Origin of the sequence: Candidatus Methylobacter oryzae (assembly GCF_003994235.2) — a bacterium.
GTDB classification, from domain to species: Bacteria; Pseudomonadota; Gammaproteobacteria; order Methylococcales; family Methylomonadaceae; genus Methylobacter_A; species Methylobacter_A oryzae.
Genome location: NZ_RYFG02000114.1, coordinates 12,959 through 28,539 on the forward strand (window position 1 = coordinate 12,959; position 15,581 = coordinate 28,539).

General features: G+C 52.2%; 10 protein-coding genes. 6 read left to right on the plus strand and 4 right to left on the minus strand.

Features of this window, described 5'->3' with window-relative positions; genetic code table 11:
• The first annotated feature begins 175 nt into the window (after positions 1 to 175).
• Together EKO24_RS17440 and EKO24_RS17445 are read left to right on the plus strand one after the other, a co-directional pair.
• On the plus strand, positions 176 to 1,429 hold the full coding sequence (locus tag EKO24_RS17440; RefSeq protein ID WP_127027786.1) for an efflux RND transporter periplasmic adaptor subunit: 1,254 nt from the start codon (positions 176 to 178) through the stop codon (positions 1,427 to 1,429).
• Positions 1,426 to 4,539: an efflux RND transporter permease subunit gene (locus tag EKO24_RS17445; protein WP_127027785.1), complete on the plus strand. Its 3,114-nt coding sequence runs from the start codon at positions 1,426 to 1,428 to the stop codon at positions 4,537 to 4,539. Before EKO24_RS17440 ends, EKO24_RS17445 begins: the two co-directional genes overlap by 4 nt.
• Positions 4,540 to 4,779: 240 nt before the next feature.
• On the opposite strand, the gene EKO24_RS17450 is transcribed toward EKO24_RS17445, so the two are convergent.
• The 3 genes from EKO24_RS17450 to EKO24_RS17460 form a co-directional block, all read right to left on the minus strand.
• Positions 4,780 to 6,798, minus strand: a complete 2,019-nt coding sequence (locus tag EKO24_RS17450) for a reprolysin-like metallopeptidase (RefSeq protein ID WP_127027784.1) — start codon at positions 6,796 to 6,798, stop codon at positions 4,780 to 4,782.
• 39 nt (positions 6,799 to 6,837) lie between these two features.
• Positions 6,838 to 7,062: a hypothetical protein gene (locus EKO24_RS22915; protein WP_127027783.1), complete on the minus strand. Its 225-nt coding sequence runs from the start codon at positions 7,060 to 7,062 to the stop codon at positions 6,838 to 6,840.
• Between the two features lie 126 nt (positions 7,063 to 7,188).
• Positions 7,189 to 7,422, minus strand: coding sequence for a hypothetical protein (locus EKO24_RS17460; RefSeq protein WP_127027782.1), 234 nt, complete (start codon positions 7,420 to 7,422; stop codon positions 7,189 to 7,191).
• Between the two features lie 192 nt (positions 7,423 to 7,614).
• On the opposite strand from EKO24_RS17460, the gene EKO24_RS17465 reads away from it, so the two are divergent.
• Genes EKO24_RS17465 through EKO24_RS17480 form a run of 4 tightly spaced genes read left to right on the plus strand, consistent with a single transcriptional unit; the run spans position 7,615 to position 14,983 of the window.
• Positions 7,615 to 11,244, plus strand: a complete 3,630-nt coding sequence (locus tag EKO24_RS17465) for a response regulator (protein WP_127027781.1) — start codon at positions 7,615 to 7,617, stop codon at positions 11,242 to 11,244.
• Between the two features lie 3 nt (positions 11,245 to 11,247).
• Complete coding sequence (locus tag EKO24_RS17470) at positions 11,248 to 12,084, plus strand: CheR family methyltransferase (protein WP_127027780.1); 837 nt, start codon at positions 11,248 to 11,250, stop codon at positions 12,082 to 12,084.
• Positions 12,081 to 12,707, plus strand: coding sequence for a chemotaxis protein CheB (locus EKO24_RS17475; protein WP_127027779.1), 627 nt, complete (start codon positions 12,081 to 12,083; stop codon positions 12,705 to 12,707). The genes EKO24_RS17470 and EKO24_RS17475 overlap by 4 nt, the downstream gene beginning before the upstream one ends.
• On the plus strand, positions 12,704 to 14,983 hold the full coding sequence (locus EKO24_RS17480) for a response regulator (protein WP_241674620.1): 2,280 nt from the start codon (positions 12,704 to 12,706) through the stop codon (positions 14,981 to 14,983). Before EKO24_RS17475 ends, EKO24_RS17480 begins: the two co-directional genes overlap by 4 nt.
• Positions 14,984 to 15,055: 72 nt before the next feature.
• Here EKO24_RS17480 and EKO24_RS17485 read toward each other — a convergent pair whose 3' ends face one another.
• Positions 15,056 to 15,538, minus strand: a complete 483-nt coding sequence (locus tag EKO24_RS17485; RefSeq protein WP_127027778.1) for a hypothetical protein — start codon at positions 15,536 to 15,538, stop codon at positions 15,056 to 15,058.
• Positions 15,539 to 15,581 lie beyond the last annotated feature (43 nt).

Genomic DNA, 15,581 nt, shown 5'->3' on the forward strand with positions numbered 1-15,581 from the left:
TCGCTCTCACGCAACGCGCTCGTCGTTATACACAAGTCTGACGTTCAAAAGCGTCCTCCAAAATGAATGCCGGAATGGTTCGGAAGTAGGCCGGAATAGCCTTCAGAGCACAAGTAAGCCCTCCCGGCGGCAGCGAGAACTGGCGTTTGCGGCCTACTTCAAGATGCGTATAAACATGAAAGCTCCGGCTTGGGAGTCGGGTTCTGAAAGCTTTAGCTTCGTGTCTCGCGAAGCTAAAGCTTCGCCTCCCGGATTCCCAAGCTGGAGCTTGGGAATCCGGGTGACCTGCGCAAAAATTGTATGGCTGATAGCAATCCTTAACGCCGCCGGTTGCGAAAACAAAAACACCTACGCGCCCCCGCCTCCGTCGCAAGTCACGGTGAGCCAGCCGATTCGCCGGCAAGTCAGTGAATATCTGGAATTTACCGGCAACACCCAGGCTGTCAATTCAGTTCAATTGGTCGCCCGGGTGCAGGGTTATTTGGAAAAGGTGTTCTTCCACGATGGCGATAAAGTAAAAAAGGGCCAACCGTTATTCCTGCTTCAACAGGACACTTACCAGGCCCGGTTGAAGCAAGCGGAGGCGCAAGTGCTCCAGCAAAAAGCCAGCCTGAGCCATGCGCAAACCGAACTGGAACGATTCAGCGACCTAAACCGGCAACATGCGGCGGCCCAAACCGACGTCGACAATTGGCGATTCGAGCGCGATAACGCCAGGGCTGCCGTGGTAGCCGCCGAGGCGAACCGCAGTCTGGCGAAACTGGATCTGGATTACACCAAGGTGGTTGCGCCTTTTAGCGGACGCATCGACCGCCGGCTCAAAGATCCCGGCAACCTGGTCGGCGCCGGTGAGTTCACGCCGTTGGCCCAAATCAACCAGACCGATCCTATCTACGTCTACTTCACGATCAACGAAACCGACCTGTTAAGGGTTATCAAACAGACCAGCATTGGTCCGGGCGAAGCCGAAAAGTTAAAGATACCGGCCCAGCTTGCGCTATCCGGCGAACAAGGCTATCCCCATGACGGACATCTTGATTTCACGGCGATCTCGATTACGCCGACCACTGGCACGCTGCTGTTGAGGGCCAGTTATCCGAACGCCGACGGTGCGATATTGCCGGGCCTGTTCGCCAGGGTACGGGTCCTGGTGCTGAACTCCGAAAAAATGGCGTTACTGGTGCCGGAAACCGCGATTGGCTATGACCAGCTAGGCTCATATTTGCTGGTAGTGAACGACAACAACGTCGTCGAGCGCCGGCCTGTTAAACTGGGCGTCAAAGAGCAAGATCAACAAGTTATTGAGGAAGGCGTTAGCGACCGGGATTGGGTGATTGTAACCGGGCTTTTACATGCGATCCCCGGCAACACGGTCAATCCGGTACGAAAAACCGATGACGCAGCCGAAAGCAGGAAAGCCGCGCAATGATTTCGCAATATTTTATCGAGAGACCGATTTTTGCGAACGTGATTGCACTGATCACGATCATTCTGGGCCTGGTTTGCTTCATGAACCTGCCGGTGGCGCAATATCCGCCGATCGTGCCGCCGACCATTCAAGTTACCGCCCGTTATCCGGGCGCCAGCGCCGAAGTGGTCGCGAATACGGTCGGCATCCCGATCGAGCAGGCGGTCAACGGCGTCGAGAATTCTTTGTATATGCTGTCGACCAGCGCCAGCGACGGCAGCTATACCTTAACCATCACTTTCAATGTCGGCACCGACCTGAATACCTCTACGTCGCTGGTGCAGAACCTGGTCAACAGCGCTTTGCCGCAGCTTCCGTCGTCGGTTCAACCGCAGGGCGTCAACGTCAAAAAAGTGTCCACCGATATTTTGTTGGTGGTCGGGCTGTATTCCGAGGACGACCGCTTTGACGACACGTTTCTGTCCAATTACGCGGTGATCAACCTGCAAAATCCGCTGGCGCGCTTGCCCGGCGTCGGCCAAATCGCAGTGCGTGGCGCAGGGCCTTACAGCATGCGAGTCTGGCTAAATCCGGAGAAGCTTCGTTACCTGAGCTTAACGACCCAGGATGTGATTAACGCTATCCAAAGCCAAAATCTGCAAGTGGCCGCCGGGCAACTGGGCGGCCCTCCGGTTCCGTCGAACCAGGCGTTTCAATTCACCGTCAACGCGATGGGCCGACTTGAGGATGCCTCGCAGTTCGAGAATATCGTGATTAAAAGCACCCGCGGCGAGTCGGCGCAAATCGTGCGGATTCGCGACGTCGCCCGCGTCGAACTCAGCCGGCAGAGTTTCAGCAACTTTTCCGAATCCAGCGGCCACAAGGCGACCGTGATGCCGGTGTTTACATTGCCCGGCGCCAACGCGCTGAACGTAGCGGATGAAGTTAAAAAAGCCATGGCCTCTATGAGCAAGGACTTCCCGCCCGGCCTGAGCTACGACATTCACTACGACACCACGAGGTTTGTCCGTAGCGCGATTCACGACGTTTACATTACGCTGTTCGAGGCCGGGATACTGGTGCTGGTCGTGGTAGTGGTATTTTTGCAGAGTTGGCGGGCCACCTTGGTACCGGCGACGACGGTGCCGGTCACGCTGATCGGCGCGTTTGCGGCGATGTACATGCTCGGCTTCGGTATCAATCTGCTGACCCTGTTCGCGCTGATCCTCGCGATCGGCATTGTCGTCGACGACGCGATTGTGATCGTCGAAAACGCATCGTTTCATATCGAGCAAGGCATGGCGCCGAAACAAGCGACGATCAAAGCGATGCAGGAAATCACCGGGCCGGTCATGGGCATTACGCTGGTGCTGACGTCGGTATTCCTGCCGGCGGCGTTTCTTCCGGGCATTACCGGACAGTTGTTCCGCCAGTTCGCGTTGGTTATCGCGTCCACGGCGATTATCAGCGCGATCAATGCGTTGACGCTGAAACCGGCCCAGTGCGCTTTGTGGCTGCGTCCGGCTGAAGACAAGCAGCCCAATTGGTTTTTCCGCGGCTTTAACAAAACTTATGCGTGGTTCGAAAATTCTTATGTGCGCCTGGTTAGCTGGATGGTACAGCGGGCCGTTGCGATGGTTCTGCTCTATGCGCTGATCATCGCCGTCAGCGTATGGAAGTTTGCTTATCAACCGACCGGTTTTTTACCGACCGAAGACCAGGGCTATGCGATGATTATCACCAAGCTTCCGGATGCGTCCTCGCAGCCTAGGGTAATTGTCGTGACCAAGGCGCTGAATGATATTCTGCATAAAACCCGAGGCGTGGAAGCGTGGGTAACGATTGGCGGACTGTCGATATTGGACTCCGCCAATGTCTCTAACATCGTTACGACGTTTATCGTGTTTGACGATTGGAAAAAACGCGGCGCGGATTTGAACCAGGACAAGATTACCGCCAACCTACGCCAAGATCTTGCATCCATAGAAGAATCCGATTCCCTTGTTTTGATTCCTCCGCCGATTCGCGGACTGGGCCAGGGAGGCGGTTTCCAGCTGATGATAGAAGACCGCCAAAGCCTGGGACTTGCCGAGCTGCAAAAAGCCGTTGACGAGGCCATCCGCGCGGGAAACTCCCAATCCGGCTTGCGCAATTTGATCTCTACGTTCAATGCGCGCAGTCCGCAGCTATTTCTTGATATTGACCGGACCAAGGCGGAGTCGCTGAATATCCCTCTGAACAACGTGTTCTCGACATTGCAAACTTATCTGGGGTCGTCGTTTGTGAATCTGTTTAACAAATTCAACCAAGTGTTCCAGGTTTATGTCCAAGCCGACGCACCGTTCCGTACGCAGCCGGAAGACATCAAAAACCTTTATGTCCGTAACGGGCAAGGCGAAATGGTGCCGCTAGGGACTTTGCTGGACGTGAGGCGAACTGTCGGGGCCGAACTGGTGTCGCGCTACAACCTTTACCCGGCGGCGCAGATATACGGCGCCGCGGCTCCGGGATTCAGTTCCGGGCAAGCGCTGAATTTGATGGAGCAAGTGTCCAATCAGACTTTGCCCAAAGGAATTGGCTTCGACTGGACGGCAACGTCCTATCAGGAAAAGCAGGTCGGCAACCAAGCTTATTTTATTTATGTGCTGTCGATTACGTTGGTGTTCATGGTGCTTGCGGCTTTGTACGAAAGCTGGACCAGCCCATTGGCCGTGGTGCTGGTTGTGCCGATGGCCCTGGTCGGCGTGCTGCTGGCTTTAATGATACGGGATTTTGACAATAACCTTTATACGCAGGTCGGGCTGATTCTAATGATCGGCCTGGCTTGCAAGAATGCGATTCTAATCGTCGAATTTGCCCGGCAACTGCAAGCCGAAGGCAAGTCCGCGGCGGATGCCGCGGTAGAAGCGACGCGCCGGCGCTTTAGGCCGATAGTGATGACCTCGTTTGCTTTTATTCTCGGCGTCGTGCCGTTGCTCGGCGCGTCGGGAGCGGGCGCTGCCAGCCAACAGGCTATCGGAACCGTGGTGTTCGGTGGCATGCTGTCGTCGACGCTGCTGGCAATACCGTTCGTGCCTGTGCTTTACGTTATCGCGCAACGGCTGGCGGCTTGGGTAAGCGAGCGGAATTAGGGCATTATCGATCAGTTAAGATTAATCCTACCGTTAAAGGCCATTTGTTGAGCAGTAGGAATTTGTTGCGGCACGGATAGAATCCCGGTTGCCGCGCCGAGCACCGGAGCTTTTGCCGAGCATAGCCCGTTAGGGGGGCGGCCGGGAGGCGGCGTAAAAGAAAGTATCTCGCCCTCGGGGGCGAGACCTCGATTCAAATAACCGTCGCGCTAGCGACTCTTCAACTAACGAAGAAATCGCTCACTTAATAACCGGCGTAGCCACCATTGTCGGCATAAAGTTCGCGACGAACGGAACGGTATAGTTCGCCGATTTAACTTGATCCGAACTGCGGTTTTTGTCCGTTTCAGGATAGCCGCAAGGCTGGCCGGCGCATTTTGTCGCCAATGCCGGAGAACTAAAGTACATCAGCACCGGCTGCTTATAGCTCATGATTGTCGCAAAACTGCCTTGAACGCCCCAAGCATAAGAGTAATCGAACACCCCGGTAAAATCGCTGTATTCGCGATCGTGCACCAAACCCAGGCTGTGGCCGATTTCATGGGTGAAAGTGTTGTCTCCGCAATAATAACTTCTGAGCGAATCTTTAGACCTGCCGTCGCTGACGGTACCGTAAGCCAACCATTTGTTGGCGGAACCGGATTGCGCAAACTCGACATAAGTCGTGCCGCAAGAGCCGGAAGTCTGCGCGTACAAAGGCCTGAATAAAAACACAAGATCAGCCCCATATTGCACGCGTTTTTGGCTTATGCCGGCAAAAGCGCCTTTGTCGTTAGCCAAGTCGGACAGCGCTTCGGAGTTGTCGTTATTTTCAATGTAAGTTGTCGGTTCGGCGTAGACCAGCCTCAGTTTCATATTGATGCCGGAATCGACATAAGCTTGATTGCTGGCCGTCACCAGTAACGCGATGCGCTGTTTAGCATAGCCGGCCGTTTGTCCCGCGGTTGTATACAGCACCATTAAATCGACCACCGGCGCGTCTGTAGTCAGTGTCGCGTTGGCGTTTGCGCCGGACAATGCCGAATTGGCGCCGTTAAAGGCTTTAACCGCCAGATCGTAGTTTGCCTGCGCTTTAGCCGCTGCCGCTTTAGCGGCCGCTAGCCTGACGTTGATTACATTAACGTTATTCATTGCGGTTTGGCTGGCGTTGGCGGCATTGACAGCGATATTTTTAGCATTGTTCAGTGCCGTATAAGCGCCATACGCGGCCGTTTGATTCGCGGCGCTTGGTTTGGCTTTATATGCGGCCATTGCCGTATCGAACGTACTTTGCGCGGCACTACGGTTGGCAATTGCGGCATTATAGGCCGCCTGGGCGGTTTTCAATTTAGTTTGATAAACATCCAGAAGGGATAGGTACTGCGTAACCAGGGCCGTTGCGCTATCAAGCGCTTTCTTGGCCTCATTGACAGCAACCTGCAACTGGTCGACTTGCGCTTGCGTGGCTTTCATCGCGATAGCGTTCATCATCGTTTCGGAAGGCACGGCCGAATCGCCGTCAAAGCCGGCGTGTTGCAACTTGCCGGTATCGACAAGATAAATACCCGTTTCGTCGGACTCGATGTTATAAGTTCCGTCGGGCGTCGTTACCATGCCCATCGTACCGCCCGGCCCTTCGGATAAAAACACCCGGTAGCCTTCGCCCTCGTCGGACAAGTGCCCCACCCAGGTTTTGCTGCCGTCATCGCCGTTCTCAGTATGGTCATGAGCGACATTAAACTGCCCCATCGGCAAATCCAGCGCAATCGTTGCACCGTCCTTAACATCCATCATCGTTTTGACCGGTAAAACAACCGGCGTTACCGAACCCGCGGGCAAGTTTTTGTACTTTTCGGGAAGGGGTCTCAACTTAGGCTCGATAACGACAAGATTGCCGGCATCGGCAACGCTCGTAGCAACGCCATCGTTATTACGGCCGGAAACGATGACGGTTTTGACCGTATCTTTATCCTGAATGATAGTGAAATTGTAGTTCGCCAGCAGGGACTTGACCGCAATGGTCCAGTTCTCGGCAGCAATCGACCGATTAACAACATCATTGCCGAGATCGGTGTCGATCTTAAAAGTAATGCCGGAACGCTCGGCGATTTGAGCCAGCGTGTCTGTAAGCGATTGTCCGCGAATAGCATGATATACCGTTGAAGGCTGAACGTTAATCAACCCGGCGGATGAGTGAACATCGGCATAGGAAGCCGTTGCAAAAGCCGCTGCAATCAAGGCAACCATTACATTTGTTTTGATAATGTCATGCGTTTTCAAATCGGCCACCTTAATATAAAAATCAAATGATTAAGCAGCTCAACCCGATGTTTCATTGCCATTAATATCAAGACTAAAACCATCGGCAGGTACTGAAGCTGGGTTTATTTTATAAAATTTTTTAGAGAAGTATTGTGAATTTAGCCGTTTTTTGGTTGAAATAATTTCGATACTACCCGTTGTTCTGTAGTTACCGGGGAACAAGCTGTTAAAAACGATAGCGCGCCAGCCGTATGCCAGGTTTAAACGCCATTGCTCCACCAAGGTTGATTAGTTTTACCCCATGCCATGCGGCTGTCTGCCGGTCGCGATTGCCCCGTGTTCAAACCTATTGGCCGTGCCGATACAGCGGGCTCGCGCCTTTGCCGATTAGGCATTTAGCCAAATTTTCTATACATGCAGATACCCTGGCACGCGTGCGCGGCGATTCCAAAACGGCTTGCAATCCATCGGCACACGCTGCCAACTGAAAGTCTGAGTCCACCGTATCGTAAGCTGCCGTAAGTGGAATATTGAGTCGGCAGAATTGCCGGCATCGATATGATCGGCTATCGAGGAGGTATTCGGGAAAGTCTGGCCGGCCATCAAATTGCCGAAAGGTCCATAGCCGGGTGTCTTTGGCAATAAAGCTAACTTGGCTGTGCTCGCCAGGCGGATTGCCAACCGGTCTATTGACTGTACCTGGAATTTAGCCCCTTAATGTTTTAATCTAATTGGAAACAATGGCAATTACGAGATAGCGCAATAAAAAACAATCGCGCATAGTACCAATAATCGGCGTTGCACTAATCGTAACTTCAACTCTGTCGAGCCGCTATGAGTAACTATTGGCAAAATTTAAAGATTTCCTCTCGGTTGTTAATCGGATTTGCCATAAAAATAACTTTTGTAGCGATCCTGGCCGTATCTGCTTATGGACATCTGACCCAAATTTCTAAGCAAATGGCTACCTTAATAGATCATCCACTTAAAGTCATTGATGAAACCCAACAGGCCCAATTAAAAGTTTTGACAATCGAACGGGATTTTAGAGCTTATATCCGCAACGACGATCCCAATGCCAACGATGAACTATTGCGTAATGTTCGGCAAACCGACCAGGATCTGAACAGTTTGATTAAAGAAATCCGCTCTCAATATCTGGGTCCTGCGGAAGATACCGTAAGAGCCCAAAATGCTTTGGATAATTGGCGACAAACCCGTGAAGAATTTTTGAGCCTTGGACGCGCAGATATTCATTCCGAGGCGTACGTTAGACTGGATGCGGATCGATTCCGTTATAGCGCGGAAACAGAAAATCAGTTTCAAAACATTCTCAATTTTGCCCGTAATAAAGCCAAAACTTTAGGTCGAGCCGCTGAACTCGAACGAGATAATGCGCTATCGAATTTAATCGCAGTCACCACTGGACTCCTTTTTTTAGGTGCCCTCATTGCTTGGATTATTTCCAAAAGCATCACGGCGCCATTGGAAAACCTTCGTTCAAGTATGAATACATTGGCGGAAGGCAACCTTGAGACCAATATTCCTTATTTGGAAAGCCAATCCGAGTTAGGTTCAATCGCGAAAACAGTCCATGTCTTTAAAAAAGCGGCGATCAAACTGGAAACCCAGCGCTGGATCAAAGCCACAGTTTCCGAATTGAGCACCACGCTACAGTCCCTGACCACGACAGTGGATTTTGCTCAACAGGCCATCAACCGGCTGGTTGTTGAATTAGGCGGCGGAGCAGGTGTTTTTTATTACTGGAATGAAACGGACGAGAGCCTGGAACTGCTCGGCAGTTATGGGTTAAAAAAACGCCGCCATCTGGACACGCATTTCAAATTAGGTGAAAGCCTGGTCGGCCAGGCGGCGTTGGAAAAAACGACCATTATCCTCACGGAAGTTCCCGACGACTACGCCCGCATTGCCTCAGGTATTGGAGAAGCCTCGCCCCGCAACATACTGGTAGCGCCGATCCTGTCCAAAAATAAAGTTCTGGCTGTCGTCGAAATCGGCGCGTTTGTCACGTTCACATCCGAACAGCTAGCGTTGATCGATGAAATCTTGCCCAGTTTAGCGTTAAACCTGGAATTGTTGGAACGGAACAATCGTACCTTAACGCTTTTGGATAAAACCCAGCAACAAACCGAAGAATTGAGAGCGTCTGAAGAAGAGCTGCGGGCGCAGAGCGATCAGTTGCAAGTCGCGAACGAAGAATTGCGAAAAAAATCGGACGCCTTGCAACAACAAGCCGAAGAACTTCGGGCTTCGGAGGAGGAATTGCGGTCCCAGCGCGAAGAACTGAGCGCAACCAATGAGGAATTAGCAATTAAAAGCAAGAATCTGGAGGAACAAACCAAACAACTGGATGAAGCGCGAATCGAAGCAGAAAAACGCGCTTTGGAAAGAGATACGGCGAGCCGGTATAAATCCGAATTTTTAGCCAATATGTCGCACGAGTTGCGCACGCCTTTAAACAGTTTATTGATTCTCGCCCGTTCCCTGCGCGATAACGAGGAAGGCAATCTCAACGACGACCAGGTGGAGTCCGCCGGCATCATTCACGAAAGCGGCACTTCGTTATTGCGCTTGATTAACGACATTCTGGATTTGTCCAAAGTCGAGGCCGGCAAGATGGAAATGAACGTCTCGCATGTTCGCCTGGATCAATTCGCGGCCACGCTGCAACAACGCTTTCGTTTGCTGGCCGAAAGCAAAGGCCTCGGTTTCAATATTCAATCGGCACCGGATTTGCCTGAGGCTATCGTCAGCGATAGCGGCAAACTGGAACAAATTCTCAATAATCTGATCGGCAATGCGGTGAAATTCACCGAGCAAGGCCAAGTCTCCGTCACGATAAAACGCCCTGCCCCATCTTCAATGCCGGCTGCCGTCGGCCTCGCCTCCGACCGGGTCATCGAGTTCGAAATCAGCGATACCGGCATCGGTATTCCCGCCAATAAAATCGATGCGGTCTTTCAGGCATTCGAACAGGTCGACGGCAGCACCAGCCGCCGCTACGGCGGGACCGGCCTGGGCTTGACCATTTCCAAGCGCCTGGCGCAATTTTTAGGCGGCGATATCGCCGTTATCAGTAGCGAAGGGCAAGGCAGCACGTTCCGTTTGATTTTGCCGCAGGAAACACGGGCGCAAAAAAGCAGCCAGTCCGGGGCTGCCGTAATTTCAACCTCCTCGGTCGAGCGTGTTTCAACGCCGGAAAATGCCGGCGCGCCCGCCATGCAGAAATTTCCCCAAATCGCCGACGACCGGGAAACGGTTTCAGCCGGGGATGAAACGATTCTGATCATTGAAGACGATGAAAAATTTGCCAAAATCGTGCGGAATTTGTCCCGTAAACGCGGTTTCAAGTGTTTGATCGCCGAAGACGGCGCGGCCGGACTGGAACTGGCCCGGCGCTACCGACCAACCGGCATTGTGCTCGATGTCGGCTTGCCGGGCATGAACGGTTGGACGGTCATGGCAAAATTGAAAGAATGCGCCGAAACGCGCCATATTCCGGTGCATTTTATGTCCGCCACCGATGCCAGTCTTCGCGGCCTGGAAATGGGCGCGGTCGGCTTCTTCACCAAGCCGGTCAGCAAGGAGCAAATCGAAAGCGCTTTTGAACGCATACGCCATTTTACCAGTTCCAGCCAACGCCGCATTTTAGTCGTCGACGACGATGCGGCTACCCGCAAAGCCGTTAAAACCCTGCTTGCCAGCGAAGACATTCAAATCGTTGAATCCGAGGACGCCGAAGCGGCTTTGCTTCATTTGCAAAGCGGCCGCTTGTTCGATTGCATGATCCTGGACCTGACGCTGCCCGGCATGAGCGGCGTGAATCTTCTGGAAGCTTGCGCTCAACAACAGCTCGCCTTGCCGCCTGTCATCGTCTATTCCGGCCAGGAGTTATCGAACGAACAAACCTTGGCGCTGAGGGAGTACACGGACAGTATTGTGATCAAGGGCGCGCGCTCGCCTGAACGCCTGCTCGACGAAGTCACGCTGTTTTTGCACAGCGTAAAAGTCAATCTGCCGCTCGCCCAGCAACAACAACTGAACAAACCGGAACAAAAAATAGAAAGTATTTCCGGCCGAACGGTATTGATCGTCGACGACGACATGCGCAACACCTTTGCCTTGTCCAAGGTGTTGCGCAGTAAAGGCTTGAATGTTTTGATGGCCCAGGACGGGCTCAAAGCCATTAGCCAGTTGGAAGCCAATCCGGGCATCGATCTGGTGTTAATGGACATCATGATGCCGGGAATGGACGGTTACACGGCGATACGCAAAATCCGCCGGGAAATTCCTTGCCAATCGCTGCCGATTATTGCGTTGACGGCTAAAGCGATGATCGGCGACCGGGAAAAATGCCTGGAAGCCGGCGCTAACGATTATTTATCGAAGCCGGTGGATATTGACGATTTGACAGCCATAATGATGCGGTGTTGGCAGGGATAAAAGATGGATAAGGCAAAATTGGACGATATCGAAACCGGATTGTTTTTGGAGGCTTTATATCAACGTTACGGTTACGATTTCCGGCATTATGCGCAAGCCTCCCTGAATCGCCGCATGCACGGCATAACGGCCGCCGCCGGTTGCCGCTCCGTTTCCGAATTGATTCCCCGCTTATTGCACGATGAAAGTTACCTCAATGAACTCTTAAGCCAATTATCCGTTCCGGTGACGGAAATGTTTCGCGATCCCGAGGTTTTTTTGACGCTGCGGCAAAAAGTGCTGCCGGTTTTAGCGACATTTCCCCGCGTGAACATTTGGCAAGCGGGTTGCGCCACCGGCGAAGAAATCTATTCCTTGGCCATTTTGCTCGAAGAAGAAGGTTTGCTGAACCGCACGCAAATTTATGCCACCGATATTAACGACACGGCGCTGCAAATCGCGGAGGACGGTATTTTCTCCACCCGCTTATTGGATGAATACCAACGCAATTACCTGGCCGCCGGCGGGAAAAGTAATCTGGCCGATTATTGCACCGACAGTAAAGACTTTTTCCGCGTCCACGAGCGCTTTCGCCGGAAAATAGTGTTTGCCCATCACAATCTGGTTTCGGACGGCGTATTTTGCGAGGTACAATTGATTCTGTGCCGGAACGTATTGATATATTTTGACAATATCCTACAAAAGCACGTGCTGGAATTGTTTCACGAAAGTCTCTCGCGCGGCGGTATGCTGTGCCTGGGAACGCGCGAAAGCATTCGCACGGTCGCTTCGGAGCGCCTTTTTACGGTGCTGGATCGCGAGGCCATGATCTTCCACAAAACCGAACAGACTTCTCAATGACACGCACAAGCCGCAGCAAGCCTATTGCAAAACCGCAACGCTCGAAAATCTTCGAGATGGTGGCGATCGGTTGTTCGGCTGGCGGACTGGACGCATTGCGCACGATATTGAAAGCGTTGCCCGCGGATTTTAGCCTCCCGGTCATCGTGGTTGCCCATACGCCGCCGGACAACAGTTATTTGCTGCCTTCTTTACTGGGGGCCGTGTGCAAGTTGCCGGTCAGCGAAGCCAGGGAGCGCGAGCCGGCTTTAACAGGCCATGTCTATGTAGCCCCGCCCAATTATCATTTGCTGATTGAACAACATCGCCACTTTGCTTTGTCGGTCGATGATCGGGTTTGTTACGTGCGCCCGGCCATCGATGTGTTATTTGCCGCGGCAGCGGATGTTTACGGCGAATTTTTGGCCGGCGTGGTGCTGACCGGTGCGAACAGCGACGGAGCCGAAGGCATTAAAGCGATCAAACGGCGCGGCGGTTTGACGCTGGTACAAGACCCCAAGGAAGCCTATGCCGATACGATGCCTCAAGCTGCTATCGATACGGGCGCAGTCGATCAGGTTTTACCTTTGGCAGCCTTGGCCGAACGTATATGCGGGCTTTCATCCAACCGGCCAAAATTATGACAATAGAAAAGCCGAAAGTACTGATAGTCGATGACCTGCCGGCCAATCGGATTGCGATGCGTAAGCTGCTGAACCGCTTAAATTGCGAGGTCGTGGAAGCAGGATCGGGCAATGAGGCTTTGACTTGCTGCATTAATCAGGATTTCGCCATGGTGCTGCTGGACGTCAACATGCCGGAGATGGACGGTTACGAAGTGGCGCGTTTACTAAAAGACGAGCCGACCACGCAACATATACCGGTCATTTTCGTCACCGCGGCCCATGAAGACATGGAGCATCAACTGCGCGGCTATCGAACAGGGGCGGTCGATTATATCCAAAAGCCGGTCGATGACCTGATATTACTGTCCAAGGCCCGCGTTTTCATCGATCTTTACAACAATCGGCAATGGGCTCGTTATGAATTGGAACGTAGCGAAGCGCTCCGCCAAACGTCCGCGGAAAACGAAGCCCGATTCCGTCAAGCGTTAATGGACGCCCCCATTCCGATCATGCTGTATGCCGACGACGGGAAGATCATTTTGCTTAGCCATGTTTGGACCGAGTTGACAGGTTATACCTTAAACAATATGTCTACTGTGGTGGATTGGTTTTCGAAAAAACTAACATTGTCCGAAGGAATTCAGGAAACAGTTGATCAGCCGGTTATTGCCAGCGATAGTCTTAACTTCGAGGAATTCCAGTTCTTAACCCAGGATGGTCAATGTCTAATCTGGATAATCCATCAAAGCAGTTTGGCGCCTTTGACCGATGGCCGCCAATTAACGGTGCTGATGGCAATCGACGTCACGGAGCGCAAACAAAACGAAATCGCGTTAAAACAGTATCAAGATCACCTTGAAGAGGAAATTCAACAACGTACCGCCGATTTGGTTTTAGCGCGCAATGCCGCTGAAGCCGCCAATAAAGCCAAAAGCGTGTTTCTGGCCAACATGAGCCATGAACTTCGCACACCGCTGAATGCGATATTGGGCTTTTCCAGCATGATTCTCAAGGATGCGCAATTGCCCGAAAACCAGCTGCGAAACCTTGAAATTATTAACCGTAGCGGCGAACACCTGCTGAGCCTGATCAACGATGTACTGGAAATGGCCAAAATCGAAGCCGGCCGTATCCAGTTTGAAGAAGCTCAATTCGATCTTGGCAGCATGATAAGAGACGTTGCCGACATGATGTCGGTACGCGCTCAAGATAAAGGCTTAGCGCTGTTAATCGATCAATCGTCCGAATTTCCGCGCTTTATCGTCGGCGATGAAGCGCGTCTACGCCAGATATTGATCAATCTGATCGGCAATGCGCTTAAATTTACCCAGCAAGGAGGCGTCACCCTACGCCTTGGAATCAAACAAGATCCCAATGCACAGCTATTGATCGAAGTCGAGGATTCGGGGTTCGGTATCAGCCCGGAAAACCAACGGCATATCTTCGAACCGTTCGTACAACTGGGCGAACAAGGCGACGGCAAAGGCACCGGACTCGGCTTAACCATTACCCGTCAATTCGTACGGCTGATGGGCGGACACATCAGCTTGGAAAGCACATTGGGCAAAGGTTCGCTGTTTCGGATCGATCTGCCTTTGCGAGAAGTCAAGGAAAATGACCTCATCAAATCGAAAGAAACAAGCCGCGGCGAAGTAGTCAGCCTGGCTCCCGGTCAACCCGCATACCGCGTATTGATCGTCGAGGACCAGCTGGAAAACCAGTTGCTGCTTACTCAGCTGATGGAATGCATAGGTATTTCAACCAAAATCGCAAAGAACGGCAAAGAAGGCGTTGAACTGTTTCAGAGCTGGCATCCCCATCTGATCTGGATGGACCGGCGTATGCCGCTAATGGACGGTATTCAGGCTGCCCAGGCAATACGCCTGCTTCCCGAAGGCAAAGCCGTGAAAATTGTCGCGGTGACCGCTTCGGCTTTTATGGAGCAACGCGACGAAATGCTCCAGGCGGGGATGGATGACTTTGTACGCAAGCCCTACCGTTCTAGCGAAATTTACGAATGCCTGTCGAGACAATTGGGCGTTACCTATATTTACGACGGCGTTGCCGAGCCGCAAGAACAAGACATGCCGTTGACGCCGGAAATGCTGTCAGCGCTGCCGGATGAATTGCGCAAGGATCTGCTGGATGCGCTGGAAAGTCTGGACAGCGAAGATATAGACTCCATAATCCAGCAAATTGCAAACTATGACCAACCTTTGCAAAAAGCCCTGACGAATCTTGCCGAAAGCTTTGACTACTCGGCAATCTTGAAAGCCCTAAGAGAGTGTAGATAAAATAAATTACCCGGCCAACCGACCGGCTTCGGCGCACATCCAAAATCGCATCGCTGTGCCTAACGCTTGGAACTATTGGGTTGGCAATTTTCTGAACAAGGCATGACAAGAACTGCAGGTCATCTTGATCTGGCAGACAATATTGTCAAGAGCATCGATATAGTTAAGCTCGGCCTGATCTTGTAACAAACGCGATTGTTGCGATAACTTTTGCGCTAATGCCAGGAAGGTTTGACGTTCGCTACCGGTTAATTGTAACGCGGGCATTCTTTCGATAATTTTGCCTATGGTTTGCTGCATACTCTCCGCATTATCGGCAACGCCTTGCGCGTATTTACGCCGCTCCCGGTCCAACTCCGGCTGGGTCGTAAAGCGGTCCAGCACCAAGACGTCCATTTTATCCGTCAGTTCATGCAAGCGGTTGAAATAGACTGCATGCAATGCAGGTCCGCTACGGCCGTTAACATGCTCGTAAACCCCGCCGCCCGGATTGGAACACGCTGCTAATGTAGATACGGATAATATAAAAAGATATACTTTGGATCTGCTTGGCATGTCTGATTGCTTCCTCTATAGAAACACCAACGATACGGGAAAT